This window comes from Azoarcus sp. DN11 (assembly GCF_003628555.1).
GTDB lineage: Bacteria > Pseudomonadota > Gammaproteobacteria > Burkholderiales > Rhodocyclaceae > Aromatoleum.
On the sequence record NZ_CP021731.1, the window covers coordinates 1,527,808 to 1,546,205 of the forward strand.

Sequence of the window (18,398 nt, forward strand, 5' to 3'; positions counted from 1 at the left end):
CTACCGGTGCAGCCACTCGAGCTTCTCGCGCAGGTCCGCTTGCGCCGCGCTCGTGCCAAGCCCGAGAAGTGGGTCCGTGAGGACAAGGTTGGCGCGGTGCTCGTCTGCCCAGCCCGCGCCATTGTCATCGACGGCGAGCCAGCGAGTATGGCGATGTCGCTGGACGGTATGTCGAATCTGTTCGTAACGGGTCAGGTTGTCCCATCGTCGTGGAGCCGTTTCGTACCACGTGGCCCCGACGACACGGCGCCGCAGGGATTCGGGCAGGTGCGAACGGGCGGCGTCGAAACCAAGCACCCGCGCCCATGAGGTCGAGAGGACAACCTGCAGCGCCGGGTACGGCGTGAGGAGGTCCTCCAGGACATCGGTCCATTCGAAGAGCCGGAAGCCGTCAGTGCGCAGAACGATTCGCTCACCCTTGCGGTACACGGCGTCCGGATGAAGCACGCCGTCGTAGTCGAGGAAGAGGGTCGGGCGCTGCGGTTCTCGCTGCCGAATTCCCCCACTGCTTGCCATTCTCTGTTCCCCTCCTCAACCATCTCGGACCGAGTGTGCGCGCGCGGAGGCAAGGAGGGTATGCGGGATTATCCTAACGTATTGTTTAAAATAGCGATTTGTCAAGTTGTCGGACGATTGCAGCGCAAAGGTCGCGCTGCCGGCGCTCCCGGTAGTACGAGGTACAAGGCGCGTGCGCCAACGCCGGGCATGCCTGACCCGCTGTTCGGCACCGCTCGCGGGAGGGCGAACCTGTCAGCGGCTCCATCCGCCATCGTTTCCGGAACGACATGAGATAGACTGGCTGTTCCGTGCCCCCCGTCGGCATCGTGGAGACGCCTCGGCCGCAGGCTCGCGGCGCGAATGGCTGGGGGTGGGCGACGGCGCTTTCAGGTCGGTAGGAAACCGTGTGCTGAGGTGCGGGAGTGGTCTGTCGTGCCGCGGAGTCCCGAAAACGGCGAAAAGGCGTGTCGTTTCGCGGAGATTTTTTTTGGCCATGAATTGCTTTATTTCGTCCCGATTGGCCAAGTTATGGTTTTCGGGGTTCCGTAGCGCGGGCGAAAGCGGGCCATCTGGGCTTTTCCAGGCCCGTTGACGGTCACGAGTTCGATAGCTCTTGGCCACTTTATGCTTTATTCCGTGCCAGGAAATGCTTAACGGCGCACTGGCCTTTTTCACGTCTGCCGGTGCGCCAATGCTGGCGCGGCTTCCCTGATTCGAGCGAAAGGCGGATCCGGCCCGAGCACCCCCATTTTGGGTTGCTGCCAGTTTCGTGGGGTGATCGCCCACTTATCTATCGTGGTGAGGGGGCAAACCTTCGGTCATCCTCCCGGTGCGGCGCGGATGGAGTCGCAAGCAATTTTGCGTTCATAATTGAACTGTCCAAACCGCGGACGAGGAGGTGTTGGAATGCCCGCAATGCCCGATGTGGAGTCCATCAAGGCCGTGCTTCGCCAGGTCATCGATCCCGAGGTCGGAGTGAATATCGTCGATCTTGGTCTCGTTTACGGTATCGACATCACGCCGGACCAGATTTCGATCCGGCTGACGATGACGTCTCCAGCCTGTCCCATGGGTGACCTGATCATGGGTGATATCGATGCCGCTCTTGACGCGGCGCTACCACCCGAAATCGGGGTGGTGGTCAATATGGTGTGGGATCCGCCCTGGACGCCGGAGATGATGAACAAGGATGCACGTGGGCATTTCGGCTGGAAGGGGCACGATGACCGCTGATCGGCCGGTTGAAAGGGGGGGGGGCGTCGCGGCTGCCGAGTCGAAGATCCTTCCCCGTGTGCTGTGCCTCGCGATGGCGATGTTGTCCCTCGTCGTCGGGGTTGCATCCGGCCTGGCGCGCCTGGGTACCGTCGTGCCCGACCTTGCCGCCGGCTTGGCCGGCGTTCATGCCGCGCTGATGATCTGCGCATTTTTCGGGACAGTCATCGGGCTCGAACGTGCCGTGGCGCTGGCACATCCCGCTGCCTATGCGGGACCGCTGGCATCGGGCCTGGGCGGGTTGGCGCTGCTCCTGCACTTGCCGCTGGCGTGGGTGCAGGCCTTGTTCATTCTGGCTTCGCTGGTCCTCGTCGGCGGGGCGGTCGCGGTGACGAGGCGCCAACTGGCGCTATTCACGCTCACGCTCGCGGTGGGTGCCGCCTGCTGGCTCGCCGGGAACGTTGCCTGGGCGGCGAGCGGGCTGCTTCAGGCAGCCATTCCTTGGTGGTTGGCATTTCTGGTGGTCACGATCGCGGGGGAGCGGCTCGAACTGACCCGGTTCCTCCCCGCACGGCGGGAGGCACCGCCGCTGTTCCGAATCGCCGTCGGCACGATTCTCGCCGGCGCGGCAGCGACGATCTGGTTCTCGTCAGCCGGGCTGGTGCTGTTTGCCGCGGGCCTGTGCGCGCTGTCGATGTGGCTGCTGCGCTACGACATCGCCCGTCATAACGCCGGGCAACGAGGCCTCGTGCGTTACATCGCGCTCTGTCTGTTGTCCGGCTACGCATGGCTGGCGACGGGAGCAGCAATCGGACTCCTCGGGGGATTCGAGTCCGCGCATCCGCTGCGCGATGCGGCCCTGCATGCGATCACGCTCGGTTTCGTGTTTGCAATGGTGTTCGGCCATGCCCCGATCATCTTTCCTGCGATCGCGCGCGTCCGCATGCCCTACCATCCGGTTTTCTACCTGCCGCTTGCGTTGCTTCATGTCTCGCTGGCGGCACGGATTGCGGGTACCGCGCTGGGCGACGCGGCGTTCCTGCTCCGGCTCGGCGGGGTCGCGAACGCCGTAGCCCTTGTCGCATTCATCGTGACCATGCTCGCCAGCGTGCTGCGCGGCCGTCAGAGTGCCAGACGATGAGGTGATCGCGGCCGATTCGGTTGTAGTCGTCCTGTAACCGGATCATGCGATGGTGATTCGCCATCCGGGTTCCCGTGGTGCGGCAGGGGGCCGTCTGCCAGCTGGTAAAATCCGGACATGACGGTTCACTGAAATTTCCCTGCCTTCCAATGAAAAAAATCGAATCCGCATTCGAACATATGCTCTTTGCCAGCCGCTGGCTGATGGCGCCCGTCTATTTCGGGCTGATCATGGCGCTGGTGGTGCTTCTCGTGAAATTCGCGAAGGAGATCTGGTTCCTCTTCAGCCACATCATGAGTGCAACCGGGGCGGAGATGATCATCGGCGTCCTGTCGTTGGTCGATATCGCGCTGATCATGAGTCTGCTGATCATCATCATGTTCAGCGGCTACGAGAACTTCGTCTCGAAGATGGAGGACCTGCACACCCATACGGATCGCCCCGAATGGATGGGGCATATCGGTTTCTCCGACCAGAAGATCAAGCTGATCGGTTCGATCGTGGCGATTTCGGGTATCGAATTGCTGAAGGCCTTTCTGAACGTCGACAACGTGCCGGATCGGCACCTCGCCTGGATGGTCGGCATCCACGTCACCTTCCTGATGTCGGGGGTGCTGTATGCGCTGATGGATCGCCTGCAGGGCAAGGGGCACTGAGGCCCGTCGCGGGTGCCCGGCTCCGGGCGCTGACTGGCTAGACCTGAAGCCGCTCGAGCAGCTCGCGCTCGATCTGCAGGATCTGGCCTTCTAGCGCCAGGCGCCCGCCGCTGATGAGGAAGGTGTCCTCGGCGCGCTCGCCCAGCGTCGCGATTTTCGCCGTATGCAGGCGTATTTCGTGCCGCACGAGCACTTCGGCGACCGAGAACAGCAAGCCGGGGCGGTCCGCGGCCACGAGCGAAAGGATGAAATGCTTTCCCGGCTCGTCCGGCTGGATGCTGATCTGCGGAGTGATCGGGAAGTGCTTCATCTGACGGGACAGCCGGCCCTGCGTGGGGCGATCCGGCGCCCCTGGATGCGTGAGACGCGCGGTCAGCTCGTGCTCGATCAGCGTGATGACGTCCCGATAGTGCGCGGCATTGCCCGGGTCCTGCAGGATGAAGCTGTCGAGGGCATAGCCGTGGCGCGTCGTATGCACCTTGGCGTCGAGAATCGTGAAACCCAGCCGTCCGAAAAAGCCCGTCATGCGCACGAAGAGGTCCTTCTGGTCCGGGGTGAACACCATGACCTGGACGCCTTCTTCGCCCTCGAGGACCCGGGCCTTGACTACCGGCTCCTCGCCTTGCGGGCGGAAATACAGCACGCGCGTATGCCAGGCGATCTCTTCGGCGGAATGGCGCATGAAATAGACGGCGTCGAGCTGCGTCCAGAGCGCTTCCTCGATTCCCGGGCGCAGTCCGTAGTAGCGCAGTAGTTCGCGGGCGTCTTCCTGGCGATCGTCGAGGCCCAGCGCCTGCTGGGGCGTGGCGCCGCGCAGCAGGCGTTGCGTCGCGAAGAACAGGTCCTCGAGCAGCTTGCCCTTCCAGCCGTTCCACACCTTCGGGCTCGTGCCGCGAATGTCGGCGTGGGTGAGCAGGTAGAGCGCGGTCAGGCGACGCTCCGTCTGCATCGTGTCGGCGAACCGGCGGATGACATCGGGATCGGTCGTGTCCTCCTTCTGCGCGACCTGTGACATCGTGAGGTGGTGGGCGACCAGCCACACGACCAGTTCGGCGTCCTCCGCTGCCACTGCGTGCTGCTCGCAGAATTCCCGCGCGTCGGCCATGCCCAGCTGCGAGTGGTCTCCCCCGCGCCCCTTGGCGATGTCGTGGAAGAGGGCGGCGATGTACAGCAGCCAGTGGCGGTCGAATCCCAGTATCAGCCGCGTCATCAGCGGATATTCGTGCGCATGCTCGCCCATCGTGAAGCGGCGCATGTTGCGCAGGACCATCAGGATGTGCTGGTCCACCGTGTAGACGTGGAACAGGTCGTGCTGCATCTGGCCGACGATGCGGCGCCACGCGGGCAGGTAGTGGCTCAGGATGCTGTACTGGTTCATCCGGCGGAACTCGTGCACGATCCCGCGCTTCTGCTTCAGGATCTCCAGGAACAGTGCCCGGTTCGCGGGGGCGGCGCGAAAGGCGGCATTGATCCGGGTGCGGTTCAGCCACAGGGCGCGCAGGGTCCGCGCCGTCATGCCCTTCAGTTCCGAGCGCTGCTGGAGCAACAGGAAGCACTCCAGCAGCGCGGAAGGATTACGCTCGAAGGTGTCCTCGCTGCGGATGTCGAGCAGCTCGCGCACCGCCTGGAAGCGCTCGTTGATCACGAAGGCGGCGCCCCCCCGGTTGGGGAAGATCTCGGCGCCGTAGTTCTGCAGCAGGATGGTGTTGGTCTGCGTGACCTTCTTGGCGTTCACGTAGTATCGCTGCATGAACACTTCGGACGCGCGCTTTGCCGCCGTCGCCTCGATGCCGAAGGCGCGTGCGAGCTTCTCCTGGTGGTCGAACAGCAGCCGATCCTCTGCACGCCCCGTCAGGTAGTGGAGGCGGATGCGCACGTGCTGCAGAAAGCGTTCGATGCTGCGCAACTCGCTTGCTTCCGCGCCGGTGATCAGGCGCCGCCGCGCCAGGTCGCGCCAGTTTCGCCCCAGCCCGGCCGCGCGCGCGATCCAGCCCAGCATCTGCAGGTCGCGCAGCCCCCCGGGGCTCTCCTTGCAGTTCGGTTCCAGCGCATACGGCGTGTCGTTGAAGCGCGCGTAGCGGTTTTCCTGTTCGAGCTGTTTCGCCTTGTAGAAGGCGTGCACGTCCAGTTGCGCCCGGTACTGCTGCACGAATTTGTCGAACAGTCGGGCGTTGCCTTCGAGCAGCCTCGCCTCGAGCAGATTGGTCTGGACGGTGATGTCTTCCTCCGCCGCTTCCAGGCACTCGTCCGGCGTGCGCACGCTCTGGCCGATCTCGAGGCCGACGTCCCACAGCGCGCCGATCAGGGTGCTGATGCGCGCCTGCAGGGGGCCGTCTGCGGCGGCTGGCAGCAGCACCAGTAGGTCCACATCCGAGTGGGGAAACAGCTCGCCGCGACCATACCCGCCAACCGCCAGGAGCGCGACCTCCGCGGGCATCGCGCAAGCGCGCCACAGATGGATGATGGCCTCGTCCACCAGATGGGCGCGGCCCTTGAGCACCGTCGATGTCGCCGGATGTGCGTCGTAGGCGGCGCGTATGCGCGCGTTCCCCTGCGTGAGGTGCTCGCGCGCATGCGCCAGCGCCGCCTGGAAATCATCCACCGACATGACGCTCATGAGCTGGATCTGCGCGCCAGTATCAACGGGGTGGTTGCGTAGCCAAGGCCGGCGCCGGCGGGCAGCCCGGCGACAGGGTCAGCACTTCGACGCCAGTCTCGGTGACGAGAATCGTATGCTCCCACTGCGCCGACAGGCTGCGGTCCTTCGTCACGATGGTCCAGCCGTCGGGGAGCTCCGAGATTGCGGCCTTGCCGGCGTTGATCATCGGTTCGATCGTGAAGGTCATGCCCGCCTTGAGCTCGGGGCCGGAGCCGGCCTTGCCGTAATGCAGGACCTGCGGCTCCTCGTGGAACTTGGCACCGATGCCGTGGCCGCAGAACTCGCGGACGACCGAAAAACCGTTGCCTTCGGCATGTTTCTGGATGATCTGCCCGATGTCGCCGAGGCGCGCGCCCGGCTTCACGACCGAGATGCCCAGCCACAGGCATTCCAGCGTCACCTGGCACAGCCGCTTCGCAAGGATCGAACCGTCGCCGCCGACGATGAACATCCGGCTCGTGTCGCCGTGATAGCCGTCCTTGATCACCGTGATGTCGAGATTGACGATGTCGCCCTTCTTCAGCGCCTTCTCGCCGGGGATGCCGTGGCACACCTGATGGTTGATCGAGGTGCAGATCGACTTGGGGTAGGGCGTGTAACCGGGGGGGGCATAGTTGAGCGGGGCGGGAATCGTCTGCTGCACATTGACCATGTAGTCGTGGCACAGCCGGTCCAGTTCTCCCGTCGTGACACCCGGTTTGACGAAGGGCTCGATGTAGTCGAGCACATCCGCCGCGAGCCGGCCGGCAACGCGCATTTTTTCGATTTCGTCGGGTGTTTTTATGGTGATGCTCATCTTTTCGGGGTTGGCACGTTAAAAAAACAAGGCTAGCGCATGCCGAAAGCCGCGGCAAATCGGATGTGCTGCGGTCGAGCGCGGGAACGTCGTCCTTGAGCGGGGTAAGGCGAACCTGCTATCATCTACGGCTTGTCTGCCAATGGTGGCAGGCAAAATCCACACGCCCCGCAGAACGCCGTAAGGGTCCGTTGAAAAGCGCTGCGCTTCGAGACGGTTCAGGTCATCCACGGATGGCCGTGCAGGGCGGAGGTCAACCCTTAGAGTTCGGAGTAACACATGTCTGTCACGATGCGTCAGATGCTGGAAGCCGGCATCCACTTTGGTCACCAGACCCGCTTCTGGAACCCGCGCATGGCCCCCTATATCTTCGGCCAGCGCAACAAGATCCACATCGTCAACCTCGAAAAGACGATGGTCAAGTACAACGAAGCGATGGACTTCGTTCGCAAGCTCTCCGCCAATCGCGGCACCATCATGCTGGTCGGCACCAAGCGCCAGGCTCGCGAAATCATCGCCGAAGAAGCCCGTCGCGCAGGCATGCCCTTCGTTGACGAGCGCTGGCTCGGCGGCATGCTCACCAACTTCAAGACCGTCAAGCAGTCGATCAAGCGCCTCAAGGAAATGGAAGCGATGGTCGAGGACGGCTCGATCGAGCGTCTGTCGAAGAAGGAAGCGCTGATGGCGACGCGCGAAATGGACAAGCTGCAGAAGTCGATCGGCGGCATCAAGGACATGGGCGGCCTGCCGGACGCGCTGTTCGTCATCGACGTCGGCTACCACAAGATTGCCATCACCGAAGCGAAGAAGCTGGGCATTCCCGTCGTCGCGGTGGTCGATACCAACCACTCGCCCGAAGGCATTAACTACGTGATTCCGGGCAACGACGACTCGTCGCGCGCGATCCGCCTCTATGCTCGCGGTGTCGCCGACGCCGTGCTGGAAGGCCGCAGCCAGGTCCTGCAGGACATCGTTGCCGCCGGTTCGGACGAGTTCGTCGAAGTCGACGAATCGTCGTCGGGCGAGCAGGCCTGAGTTTTCTCGGCCCTGGAGAACAGGGCCGATATGCTTACGAATTTGAGGAGTTAGCATGGCGGAAATCACCGCAAGCATGGTCAAGGAACTGCGCGAGAAAACCGACGCGCCCATGATGGAATGCAAGAAGGCTCTGACCGAAGCTGCTGGCGACATGGGCAAGGCGGAAGAGATCCTGCGCGTGAAGCTCGGCAGCAAGGCCACCAAGGCTGCGTCGCGCGTTGCCGCTGAAGGCGTTGTTGCGATCAACATCAGCGCCGACGGCAAGCTCGGCAGCATCCTCGAGATCAACTCGGAAACCGACTTCGTCGCCAAGAACGACGAGTTTCTGAAGCTGGCCGCCGACTGCGCATCCTTGGTCGCCGAGCGCAATCCGGCCGATGTTGCCGCACTCTCGGCCCTGCCGCTGGGTGACGGTACGGTGGATTCCGTGCGCACGGGTCTGGTCGGCAAGATCGGCGAGAACATGACCCTGCGCCGCTTCGTGCGCGTCGAAGCCAAGGGCCGCCTGGCGTCGTACATCCACGGTGGTTCGAAGATCGGCGTGCTGCTCGACCTCGTCGGCGGCGACGAGCAGCTGGCGAAGGACCTGGCGATGCACATCGCCGCGTCGAAACCGAAGGCCTTGGACGCTTCGGGCGTTGCGGTCGAGCTGATCGAGTCGGAGCGCCGCGTTGCACGCGAGAAGGCTGCCGAGGACGCTGCCAAGTCCGGCAAGGCGATTCCGGAGGACATCCTCGCCAAGCGCGTCGAAGGTTCGGTGCAGAAGTTCCTGAAGGAAGTCACGCTGCTCGGCCAGCCCTTCGTCAAGGACGACAAGCTCACCGTCGAAGCGCTGCTCAAGTCGCGCAACGCCTCGATCGCCAGCTTCTCGCTCTACGTCGTGGGCGAAGGCATCGAGAAGAAGGTGACCGACTTCGCCGCTGAAGTCGCCGCGCAAGCTGCGGCCGCCAAGAAGTAAGAGGTTCGTGATGAGTGTCGCCGCCTACAAGCGCATCATGTTGAAACTGTCCGGCGAAGCCCTGATGGGTGACGACGCGTACGGCATCAACGAAGAGGTGGTCAGCCGCATCGTCGCCGAGATCGCCGAGGTCGCCCGCCTCGGTGTGCAGGTCGGCGTGGTGATCGGCGGCGGCAACATCTTCCGCGGCATGAAGGGGGCGGCGTCCGGCATGGACCGCGCCACCGCGGATTACATGGGCATGCTCGCGACGGTCATGAACGCGATGGCGCTGGCCGATGCGTTCCGCCGTGCCGGCGTCGAGGCGCGCGTGCAGTCGGCGCTGCGCATCGACCAGGTCGTCGAGCCCTATATCCGGGGGCGTGCCATCCGTCACATGGAGGAAGGGCGCGTCGTCATTTTCGCGGCCGGTACCGGCAACCCGTTCTTCACGACGGATACCGCTGCCGCACTGCGCGGGTCGGAAATGGCCGCGCAGATCGTGCTGAAGGCAACCAAGGTCGATGGCGTGTATACCGCGGACCCGCACAAGGACCCGCAGGCCAAGCGCTACCATCGCATCAGCTTCGACGAGGCGATCGGCCGCAACCTGGCCGTGATGGACACTACCGCGTTCGCGCTGTGCCGCGACCAGAAACTGCCGATCAACGTGTTCTCGATCTTCAAGCCGGGTGCGCTCAAGCGCGTCGTGCTGGGCGAAGACGAGGGCACGCTGGTCCATTCCTGAGGATTCGAGAATGATTGCCGAACTCAAGAAAACGACCGAGCAGAAGATGCACAAGTCGATCGAGGTGCTGAAGGCCGACCTGGCCAAGGTGCGCACCGGTCGCGCACATACCGGCCTGCTCGACCACGTGACGGTCGAATACTATGGCAGCCCGGTTCCGATCAACCAGGTCGCCAACGTCACGCTGGTCGACGCCCGTACGATCGGCGTCCAGGCGTGGGAAAAGCCGATGCTGGCGAAGATCGAGAAGGCGATCCGCGAAAGCGATCTGGGCCTCAATCCGGCCAACATGGGCGAGATGCTGCGTGTGCCGATGCCGGCCCTGACGGAGGAGCGCCGTCGCGACCTCACCAAGGTCGTGCGCCACGAAGGCGAGACGGCGAAAGTGGCGGTGCGCAACCTGCGCCGCGACGCCAACCAGCAGCTCAAGGATGCGGTCAAGGACAAGACCATCTCGGAAGACGAGGAGCGCCGCGCCCAGGACGACATCCAGAAGCTCACGGACAGGAACATCGCCGAGATCGACAAGCTGCTCGCCCAGAAAGAGCAGGAACTGATGCAGATCTGATCCGGCCCGGATCGGATCTGGCAGCGGGACACCACGCGGGAGACGCATGATGGCGCGTAAACCCTTTACCAGCTCCACGCGCGAAATCCCGGAGGTGGCCGGCGTTCCGCGACATATCGCCATCATCATGGACGGTAACGGCCGCTGGGCGCGCAAGCGCTTCATGCCGCGCGTCGCCGGTCATGGCCGGGGCGTCGAATCCGTGCGCGCGGTCATCCGGGCGTGCATCGCGAAGGGGGTGTCCCATCTGACCCTGTTCGCCTTCAGCTCCGAAAACTGGCGCCGCCCCGCCGACGAAGTCTCGTTCCTGATGCAGCTCTTCATGCGTTCGCTGCAAAAGGAGATCGATCGCCTGCACGAGAACGGCATCCGCTTTCGCGTGATCGGCGATCTGTCCAGATTCGAGCCGGCACTGGTCGACATGATCCGGCGCGCAGAGGCGCTGACGGCCGACAACGACCGCCTCACGCTCACGATTGCGGCGAATTATGGCGGCCGCTGGGACATCCTTCAGGCAGTCGAGCGCATGCTGGCCAAGCATCCCGAGCGCCGTACCGGATTCACCGAAGAGGACTTGAATGCGGAGCTTTCGCTCAATTACGGTCCCGAGCCCGACCTCTTCATTCGAACGGGTGGCGAGCAGCGCATCAGCAATTTCCTGCTGTGGCAGCTCGCATACTCCGAACTCTATTTCACCGACACGCTCTGGCCGGATTTCGACGAGAAGGCGCTCGACCTGGCAATAGCGTCGTACCAGTCGCGCGAGCGCCGGTTCGGTCGCACCAGCGAGCAGCTATGTGAATCCGGCAAGCTGCCGGCACTGCCCACAGCGAACAGCGACGCGGCGGATCATGCTTAGAACCCGGGTAATTACCGCACTGGTGCTGCTCGGTGTCCTGCTGGGGGCGCTTTTCCTGCTGCCGCCCCTCGGGTGGCTGACGTTTGCCAGCCTGATCTGCGGCGGTGCGGCGTGGGAGTGGGGGGGGCTGGGACGGTTCGCGATCACGCAACGTGCGATGTATGCGGTGTTGATGGGCCTCGCGTGCCTGCTGCTCGGCGCCTTCGCCGGGCTTGGGAGCGCAGCGGGTCAGGCGCCGATCGGCCTGTTCGGTTTCTACGCGCTCAGCGCGATCTTCTGGCTTGCCGTGGCGCCTTTCTGGCTGAAGCGGAAATGGCGGCTGCAGGGAAGCGCCGGCACGGTCCTCGTCGGACTGATCGTCCTGCTTCCGCCGGCGCTCGCCCTCGCGCATCTGCGTCTGGTCAACCCCTGGCTGCTGCTTGCCGCGATTGCGTCCGTATCCGTCGCGGACATCTCGGCTTATTTCGCCGGGCGTGCATTCGGTCGCCGTAAGCTCGCGCCCGAGATCAGTCCGGGCAAAACCTGGGAAGGCGCCGGCGGCGCCGTCGCCGGGGTCATGATGTTCGGCGTGCTGGTCGCCTTGGCTTCGTCCCCGGAGTTTGCGCGAGGGACGCCGATCGCAGTGCTGCTCCCCCTGTCGGCCGGATTCACTGCCGTGAGCATCCTGGGCGATCTGTTCGAGTCCCTGCTCAAACGCCAGGCTGGCGTCAAGGACAGCGGTTCGCTGTTGCCGGGCCATGGGGGCATCCTGGATCGCATCGACAGCCTCACTTCAACCCTCCCGCTGGTCGGCCTCGCGGCCCTCTGGTTCGCAACCTGATCAATGCCTGATACGACAATTCAACGCGTGACCGTGCTGGGGGCAACCGGCTCGATCGGCATGAGCACGCTCGACGTGATCGCGCGGCACCCGGACCGTTTCGAGGCGTTCGCGCTCACGGCCCAGGCCAGCGTCGACCGGATGGTGGAACTGTGCATGCGCTTTTCGCCGCGTTTCGCGGTGATGGCGAACCCGTCGGCGGCGGCGCAGTTGCGCGATCGCCTCGGGGGCGAAGGCGCGCCGACCGAAGTCCTCGAAGGCGCCGGGGCACTGATCGAGGTCGCGCAACATGACGAGGTCGATGCCGTGATGGCGGCCATCGTCGGTGCTGCCGGACTGGCCCCGACCCTGGCTGCGGCGCGTGCCGGCAAGCGGGTGTTGCTCGCAAACAAGGAGGCGCTGGTCCTGTCCGGTGCCTTGTTCATGGACGCGGCGGCGGCGAGCGGAGCGCAGTTGCTACCCATCGACAGCGAGCACAACGCGGTCTTCCAGGCACTGCCCCATGACTATCGCCGCAATGCGGACGAGCGTGGAATCCGGCGCATTCTGCTGACCGCATCCGGCGGCCCGTTCCGCGAGCGCTCCCTGGAGAGTCTGCAGGACGTGACGCCCGACGAGGCGTGTGCGCATCCCAATTGGGTGATGGGGCGGAAGATCTCGGTCGATTCGGCGACCATGATGAACAAGGGACTCGAAGTCATTGAGGCGCACTGGTTGTTCGGTGTGCCGGCCGAGCGTATCGATGTGGTCGTTCACCCGCAGAGCGTGATCCATTCGATGGTCGAATACGCGGACGGTTCGGTCCTGGCGCAGCTTGGGAACCCCGACATGCGCACGCCGATCGCACATGCGATGGCCTACCCGGAGCGTATCGACGCGGGGGTCCGTTCGCTGGACCTGTTCGAGATCGCGCGCCTGACGTTCGAACGGCCCGATTTCGCGCGTTTCCCCTGTCTGGCGCTCGCGTATCAGGCGCTTCGGGAAGGCGGGGCGGCGGCAGCGGTGCTCAGTGCCGCCAACGAGGAAGCGGTTGCGGCGTTCCTGGACGGGCGTCTGGGTTATCGCGCGATTGCCGACGTAATTTCGGCCACGCTGGAACGTGCGCAGGGCTTGTCGGTCGACTCGCTCGACGCAATCATCAATGCGGACGCCCGTGCTCGTGACATCGCGTGCACGGAGATCCTCGCGCGCTCGACGAGCCGATGAACCTGTTCGAATACCTGATTCCTTTCGCGCTGGCCCTCGGGCTGCTGATTCTTGCACATGAGCTGGGTCATTACTTCGTCGCGCGCTGGTGCGGGGTCAAGGTACTGCGCTTTTCGATCGGATTCGGACGGCCGCTCCTGAGCTGGACCGCCGGTGCCGATCGCACCGTTTGGGCGCTTGCGGTGTTTCCGCTCGGCGGCTACGTGAAGATGCTCGACGAGCGCGAAGGCGAGGTCGCCCCGGCGGAGTTGCACCGGGCATTCAACCGCCAGCCCGTTGGCAGGCGGTTCGCCGTCGTTGCGGCAGGCCCCATCGCGAATTTCCTGCTGGCCGTGGTGCTCTACTGGGGCCTTTTCTCGACCGGAACCGAAGAGCTGAAACCGATGCTCGCGGTGACCGGCGCGGCCACGCCGGCGGCCGCGGCAGGGGTTCACGACGGCGACCTGGTGCTTGCAGTCGATGAGGAGGCGGTGCGGAGCTGGCCCGAATTGCGCTGGGCGCTGTTACGTCGGGCACTCGATGCCCGCGAGGTTTCGCTGCGTGTGCGCACCGCGGAGGGTGTGGACACCTATCGGAAGCTGGATCTGACCGGCGTGCAGATCGAAGACGGCAATCAGGATCTGATCGCGAACGTCGGCTTGAAGCCGTGGCGCCCGCTTATCGAGCCGGTCGTCGGCAAGGTCGTGGAAGGTGGCGCCGGTGCCCGGGCCGGGCTGATGGCCGGTGACCGTTTCGTGGAGACCGATGGCGCGAAGCTGGCGTCCTGGAGCGAGCTGGTCGAGCGTGTCCGGCAACGGCCAGGGCAGGCGATCGCGGCCGTCGTGCAGCGGGGAGGGCAACGCATCGATCTGAAGTTGGTGCCGGACGCCGTGGACGAGCGCGGCACGAAGGTCGGCAAGATCGGGGTTGCGGTGGCTGATGGCGGAGCGAGCAGGGAGGCGCTGTTTGCCGTGGTGCGATATGGCCCGGTCGAGGGCTTGGGCAAGGCGCTCGCGCAGACGTGGGAGACCAGCGTTCTCAGCCTGAAGATGATCGGGCGCATGATCACGGGCGAGATTTCGTGGAGGAATCTGTCAGGGCCGGTCACGATCGCCGATTATGCGGGGCAGTCGGCCAAGTTGGGCCTGGATCACTACCTGAAGTTCATCGCGCTCATCAGCATCAGCCTGGGCGTCCTGAACCTGCTGCCCATCCCGGTGCTGGATGGGGGGCATTTACTGTATTATGTGATAGAGATTATCAAAGGCGGTCCCATCCCCGAACGCATCATGGAGATCGGTCAGCAGATCGGTCTGGTTGCGCTCGCGATGCTGATGGCGTTTGCCTTCTACAACGATATAAACCGTCTCATTTCCGGCTGACTCCCTGATGAAACTGAAGCTCCTGTCCGGGCTCGTAGCGGCCCTTTTTGCCGCTGCACCGGTATTTGCATTTGAACCGTTCGTCGTCAAGGACATTCGCGTCGAAGGTATCCAGCGCACCGAGGCGGGTACCGTGTTCAACTATCTGCCCGTCCGCGTCGGCGAGACGTTTACCGAGGCGCAGGCGGCGGAAGCGATCCGTGGCCTGTTCGCGACCGGATTCTTCAAGGACGTACGCATCGAGGTCGAGGGCGACGTGCTGGTCGTCCTCGTCGATGAACGCCCGGCGATCGCGCAGATCGACTTCGTCGGCGTGAAGGAATTCGACAAGGATGCCTTGAAGAAGGGCCTGAAGGACGTGGGCCTGGCCGAATCACGGATCTTCGACCGGGCGCTGCTCGAGCGCGCTGAACAGGAACTGAAGCGGCAGTATCTGAGCCGCGGAAAATATGCGGCGACGATCGAGACGACCGTCACGCCGCTCGAGCGTAACCGGGTCAGTATCAATTTCAAGGTCGATGAGGGCGATGTGGCGAAGATCCGCCAGATCAGCATCATCGGCAACAAGGCGTTCAAGGAGTCGGAGCTGCTGGGTTTGTTCCAGCTCACGACGCCGGGTTGGCTCACCTGGTACACGAAGAACGATCAGTATTCGCGCCAGAAACTGTCGGCGGATCTCGAAACTTTGCGCTCGTATTATCTGAACCGTGGCTACCTCGATTTCAATATCGATTCCACCCAGGTGTCGATCACGCCCGACAAGAAGGACATCTACATCACGCTGAGCGTTACCGAGGGCGAGCGCTACACGGTCTCTGCCGTGCGTTTTGCGGGCGATCTGGTGCTGCCCGAGGAAGAGTACAAGAAGCTCGTCGTGATCAAGCCGGGCGAGATCTTCTCGCGCGAGAAGCTGACCGAGACCACGAAGGCGGTGGCCGACCGATTGGGCAATGAAGGCTACGCGTTTGCGAACGTGAATGCCGCGCCGGAGGTCGACAAGGAAAAACGCGAGGTCGCCTTCACGATCTTCGTCGATCCGGGTCGCCGGGTGTATGTCCGTCGCATCAACGTCGGCGGCAACACGAAGACGCGCGACGAGGTGATCCGGCGGGAAATGCGGCAGATGGAAGGTGCCTGGTACGACGCGGCGCAGATCAATCGTTCGCGCACGCGGATCGACCGGCTCGGGCACTTCGAGGAAGTCAACGTGGAGACGCCCGCGGTCACGGGCACCACGGACCAGGTCGACGTGAACTTCAACGTCAAGGAAAGGGCGACCGGCAACCTGTCGCTGGGTGCCGGTTTCTCCAGCTCCGAGAAGGTCGTCCTCTCGGCGTCGGTGTCGCAGCAGAACCTCTTCGGTTCGGGCAACGCGCTGACCCTGGCGGTGAACACCAGCAAGTCGAGCCGCACCCTGGCGCTGTCCTTCACCGATCCGTACTACACGATCGACGGCGTGAGCCTCGGGTGGGATCTCTATAATCGGACTTACGATCCCTCGAATACGCTTTCGGTCGCCAAGTACAAGACCGTGTCCACGGGGGCGGGGCTGCGCGTCGGCTACCCGATTGGTGAAGACGACTCGATCAACTTCGGCTTGGCCGTCGATCAGACCAAGATCACGACCTTCGCAGACAGTCCCGTGCAGTACATCAATTTCTGCAAGGAACAGGGCTGCAGCAACGACAACGGCATCGGCAGCGTCACGGTTGACAGCCTGGTGGCATCGGCCGGGTGGGCGCGCGATACGCGCGACAGCGTGATCTATCCACGCAAGGGCAGCTACCAGCGCGTGTTCGGCGAAATAGCCGTGCCGCCGGGTGAGCTGAAGTACACGAAGGTCAACTACCAGTATCAGCATTGGTTCCCGTTCGGGCGCGACTACGCGCTGATGCTCAATGCCGACCTCGGCTGGGCCAGGGGTTACGGTCAGAAGACGCTGCCGTTCTACAAGAACTTCTATGCGGGCGGCATTGGCTCGGTGCGCGGCTTCCGGCAAAGTTCGATCGGGCCGAAGGATCCGGTCAGCGAAGACGCGCTGGGTGGTAACCGGCGCGTGATCGGCAACGCCGAGTTTTATTTGCCGCTGCCGGGGTCCGGGATGGATCGTTCGTTCCGAATGTCGGCGTTCGTCGATGCCGGTACCGTGTGGGCAGCGAGCGACAAGGCGAAATTGAGCGACCTGCGCTACAGTACTGGTTTGGCGTTCTCCTGGAGTTCGCCGATTGGTCCGCTGAAGTTCAGTCTCGGCTTCCCGATCAAGAAGGAAAAGAATGACGAGACGCAGAAGTTCCAATTCCAGCTTGGCTCGGTTTTCTGATCGGCCGGACTCTCTGAAAACGTTGGAGAAATAAGTGAAAGCTACGACATTGTCCGTTCTTGCCGCTGCGGTTCTGAGTATTGCGGCTCCGACGGCATTCGCCGAGTCGAAGATCGGGTTCGTGAATTCCGATCGCGTGATGCGCGAAGCGGCGCCCGCCGTGCGCGCCCAGCAGCGCCTGGAGAAGGAATTCGAGAAGCGCGACCAGGAACTCCAGCGCCTCGGCAAGGAACTGCAGACCACGCAGGAAGACCTCGAGCGCAACGGCGTCACGATGGCGGAAGCCGACCGCCGCACCAAGGAGCGCACCTTCAACGATCTGAATCGCGATTTTCAACGCAAGCAGCGTGAATTCCGCGAGGACCTGAACCAGCGTCGCAATGAGGAACTCGCGTCCGTCCTCGACCGTGCAAACCGTGTCGTGAAGCAGATCGCGGAGGCCGAGAAGTTCGACGTGATCCTTCAGGAAGCAGTCTATGCCAGCCCGCGGATCGATATCACCGAAAAGGTGATCAAGGCGCTCGCCGACGGCAAGTAAGGCGAACGTTTGGATCACATGTTCCGGCTGGATGAGCTGGTCGCCCGGCTGGGCGGCGAACTGGTAGGGGATCCGGCCACGGTCGTGCGGCGTGTGGCGACGCTGGATCAGGCCGGAGAGGGTGACCTCGCGTTCCTTGCGAACCCGAAGTATCAGTCGCGACTGGGGACCTGCCGGGCCTCCGCCGTCATTGTGGCGCCGGCAGTGCGGACGTTGAGCGATCGGCCGCTGATCGTTACCGACGACCCATACGCCTATTTTGCTCGGGTTGCGCAGCTTTTCAATCCGCCCGAAACCTTCGCTCCGGGAGCGCATGCGAGCGCGAGCGTCGCGAGTCCGGTGCCACCGTCGGTGGCGATCGGCGCGGGCGCTTCGATCGAGGCCGACGTAACGCTGGGCGAGGGGGTCGTGATCGGCCCGGGGTGCCGCGTCGCACGGGGGGCGTGCATCGGCGCGCGGACAAGGCTGCACGCCAATGTCACCATTTACGCCAACTGTGTGATCGGCGCGGATTGCATCGTGCATTCCGGCGCGGTAATCGGTTCCGACGGCTTTGGTTTCGCGCGCGAGCACGACGGCAGCTGGATCAAGATTCCGCAGGTCGGGCGCGTGGTGATCGGCGACGATGTGGAGATCGGCGCGAACACGACGATAGACCGCGGGGCGCTCGACGACACCGTGATCGGGCACGGCGTGAAGCTCGACAACCAGATCCAGATCGGCCATAACGTCCGCATCGGCGACTACACGGCGATCGCCGGATGTGTCGGGGTGGCGGGCAGCACGACGATTGGCGCGCGCTGCATGATCGGCGGCCAGGCGGGAATCATCGGCCACCTGAGCATTGCCGACGACGTGGTCGTGTCGGCGGGTACGCTCGTCACGAAGTCGATTACGAAACGCGGTGTCTATACCGCCAATCTCCCGGTGCAGGGGCACGCCGACTGGGTCAGGAATTTTGCGCATCTGCGCCATCTCGATGCGCTCGTGGATAGAATACGCGCCCTCGAACAACGCCTCGAAGAACACAAGCCTGAGTGA

17 protein-coding genes are annotated in these 18,398 nt (G+C 63.7%); 14 read left to right on the top strand and 3 right to left on the bottom strand.

The annotated features are described in order from the left end of the window. Nucleotides 1-516, bottom strand: a complete 516-nt coding sequence (locus tag CDA09_RS07025; protein ID WP_121427966.1) for an HAD domain-containing protein — start codon at nt 514-516, stop codon at nt 1-3. 897 nt (nt 517-1,413) lie between these two features. Here CDA09_RS07025 and CDA09_RS07030 point away from each other — a divergent pair. From CDA09_RS07030 to CDA09_RS07040, 3 genes are all read left to right on the top strand, one after another. Next, a complete protein-coding gene (locus tag CDA09_RS07030) occupies nt 1,414-1,731 on the top strand; it encodes a metal-sulfur cluster assembly factor (RefSeq protein WP_174718482.1) in 318 nt (105 codons plus the stop codon). Between the two features lie 58 nt (nt 1,732-1,789). Further along, nucleotides 1,790-2,851, top strand: coding sequence for a DUF8744 domain-containing protein (locus CDA09_RS07035; RefSeq protein ID WP_286164400.1), 1,062 nt, complete (start codon nt 1,790-1,792; stop codon nt 2,849-2,851). 149 nt (nt 2,852-3,000) lie between these two features. Next, nucleotides 3,001-3,507 carry a TIGR00645 family protein gene (locus CDA09_RS07040; protein WP_121427968.1) on the top strand — a complete coding sequence of 169 codons (507 nt, stop codon included), beginning with the start codon at nt 3,001-3,003 and terminating at the stop codon, nt 3,505-3,507. A gap of 37 nt (nt 3,508-3,544) precedes the next feature. On the opposite strand, the gene CDA09_RS07045 is transcribed toward CDA09_RS07040, so the two are convergent. Continuing rightward, a complete protein-coding gene (locus tag CDA09_RS07045; protein WP_121427969.1) occupies nt 3,545-6,124 on the bottom strand; it encodes a [protein-PII] uridylyltransferase in 2,580 nt (859 codons plus the stop codon). A 22-nt stretch (nt 6,125-6,146) separates the two neighbouring features. Further along, the gene (map, locus tag CDA09_RS07050; RefSeq protein WP_121427970.1) at nt 6,147-6,962 is read right to left on the bottom strand and encodes a type I methionyl aminopeptidase; all 816 of its coding nucleotides are present in this window, start codon (nt 6,960-6,962) and stop codon (nt 6,147-6,149) included. Nucleotides 6,963-7,241: 279 nt separating this feature from the next. On the opposite strand from map, the gene rpsB reads away from it, so the two are divergent. The 11 genes from rpsB to lpxD are packed head-to-tail and all read left to right on the top strand — an operon-like array spanning nt 7,242 to nt 18,398. Then, nucleotides 7,242-7,997, top strand: coding sequence for a 30S ribosomal protein S2 (gene rpsB / locus CDA09_RS07055; protein ID WP_121427971.1), 756 nt, complete (start codon nt 7,242-7,244; stop codon nt 7,995-7,997). A gap of 55 nt (nt 7,998-8,052) precedes the next feature. Next, nucleotides 8,053-8,958 (top strand): translation elongation factor Ts, encoded by a 906-nt coding sequence (gene tsf / locus CDA09_RS07060; protein ID WP_121427972.1) that lies wholly within the window; start codon nt 8,053-8,055, stop codon nt 8,956-8,958. Between the two features lie 10 nt (nt 8,959-8,968). Next, nucleotides 8,969-9,685, top strand: coding sequence for a UMP kinase (gene pyrH / locus CDA09_RS07065; protein ID WP_121427973.1), 717 nt, complete (start codon nt 8,969-8,971; stop codon nt 9,683-9,685). A gap of 10 nt (nt 9,686-9,695) precedes the next feature. Continuing rightward, nucleotides 9,696-10,253 (top strand): ribosome recycling factor, encoded by a 558-nt coding sequence (gene frr / locus CDA09_RS07070; RefSeq protein WP_121427974.1) that lies wholly within the window; start codon nt 9,696-9,698, stop codon nt 10,251-10,253. 49 nt (nt 10,254-10,302) lie between these two features. Further along, on the top strand, nt 10,303-11,112 hold the full coding sequence (gene uppS, locus CDA09_RS07075) for a polyprenyl diphosphate synthase (protein ID WP_121430768.1): 810 nt from the start codon (nt 10,303-10,305) through the stop codon (nt 11,110-11,112). Next, on the top strand, nt 11,105-11,932 hold the full coding sequence (locus tag CDA09_RS07080; RefSeq protein ID WP_121427975.1) for a phosphatidate cytidylyltransferase: 828 nt from the start codon (nt 11,105-11,107) through the stop codon (nt 11,930-11,932). Before uppS ends, CDA09_RS07080 begins: the two co-directional genes overlap by 8 nt. Before the next feature lie 3 nt (nt 11,933-11,935). Then, nucleotides 11,936-13,138, top strand: coding sequence for a 1-deoxy-D-xylulose-5-phosphate reductoisomerase (ispC, locus tag CDA09_RS07085; protein WP_121427976.1), 1,203 nt, complete (start codon nt 11,936-11,938; stop codon nt 13,136-13,138). After that, nucleotides 13,135-14,499 (top strand): RIP metalloprotease RseP, encoded by a 1,365-nt coding sequence (rseP, locus tag CDA09_RS07090; RefSeq protein ID WP_121427977.1) that lies wholly within the window; start codon nt 13,135-13,137, stop codon nt 14,497-14,499. Before ispC ends, rseP begins: the two co-directional genes overlap by 4 nt. Before the next feature lie 7 nt (nt 14,500-14,506). Further along, nucleotides 14,507-16,819, top strand: coding sequence for an outer membrane protein assembly factor BamA (gene bamA / locus CDA09_RS07095; RefSeq protein WP_121427978.1), 2,313 nt, complete (start codon nt 14,507-14,509; stop codon nt 16,817-16,819). Between the two features lie 34 nt (nt 16,820-16,853). After that, complete coding sequence (locus CDA09_RS07100) at nt 16,854-17,357, top strand: OmpH/Skp family outer membrane protein (RefSeq protein ID WP_121427979.1); 504 nt, start codon at nt 16,854-16,856, stop codon at nt 17,355-17,357. An 18-nt stretch (nt 17,358-17,375) separates the two neighbouring features. Then, entirely contained in the window at nt 17,376-18,398 is a 1,023-nt protein-coding gene (gene lpxD / locus CDA09_RS07105) for a UDP-3-O-(3-hydroxymyristoyl)glucosamine N-acyltransferase (protein ID WP_121427980.1), read from the top strand.

Bases quoted from the DNA above. Each gene is read 5' to 3' on its own strand.
- map (WP_121427970.1), bottom strand. From the start codon at position 6,962: ATGAGCATCACCATAAAAACACCCGACGAAATCGAAAAAATGCGCGTT.
- CDA09_RS07030 (WP_174718482.1), top strand. From the start codon at position 1,414: ATGCCCGATGTGGAGTCCATCAAGGCCGTGCTTCGCCAGGTCATCGAT.
- lpxD (WP_121427980.1), top strand. From the start codon at position 17,376: ATGTTCCGGCTGGATGAGCTGGTCGCCCGGCTGGGCGGCGAACTGGTA.
- pyrH (WP_121427973.1), top strand. From the start codon at position 8,969: ATGAGTGTCGCCGCCTACAAGCGCATCATGTTGAAACTGTCCGGCGAA.
- bamA (WP_121427978.1), top strand. From the start codon at position 14,507: ATGAAACTGAAGCTCCTGTCCGGGCTCGTAGCGGCCCTTTTTGCCGCT.
- ispC (WP_121427976.1), top strand. From the start codon at position 11,936: ATGCCTGATACGACAATTCAACGCGTGACCGTGCTGGGGGCAACCGGC.
- CDA09_RS07025 (WP_121427966.1), bottom strand. From the start codon at position 516: ATGGCAAGCAGTGGGGGAATTCGGCAGCGAGAACCGCAGCGCCCGACC.
- uppS (WP_121430768.1), top strand. From the start codon at position 10,303: ATGGCGCGTAAACCCTTTACCAGCTCCACGCGCGAAATCCCGGAGGTG.
- frr (WP_121427974.1), top strand. From the start codon at position 9,696: ATGATTGCCGAACTCAAGAAAACGACCGAGCAGAAGATGCACAAGTCG.
- CDA09_RS07045 (WP_121427969.1), bottom strand. From the start codon at position 6,124: ATGAGCGTCATGTCGGTGGATGATTTCCAGGCGGCGCTGGCGCATGCG.
- CDA09_RS07080 (WP_121427975.1), top strand. From the start codon at position 11,105: ATGCTTAGAACCCGGGTAATTACCGCACTGGTGCTGCTCGGTGTCCTG.
- tsf (WP_121427972.1), top strand. From the start codon at position 8,053: ATGGCGGAAATCACCGCAAGCATGGTCAAGGAACTGCGCGAGAAAACC.
- rseP (WP_121427977.1), top strand. From the start codon at position 13,135: ATGAACCTGTTCGAATACCTGATTCCTTTCGCGCTGGCCCTCGGGCTG.
- rpsB (WP_121427971.1), top strand. From the start codon at position 7,242: ATGTCTGTCACGATGCGTCAGATGCTGGAAGCCGGCATCCACTTTGGT.
- CDA09_RS07040 (WP_121427968.1), top strand. From the start codon at position 3,001: ATGAAAAAAATCGAATCCGCATTCGAACATATGCTCTTTGCCAGCCGC.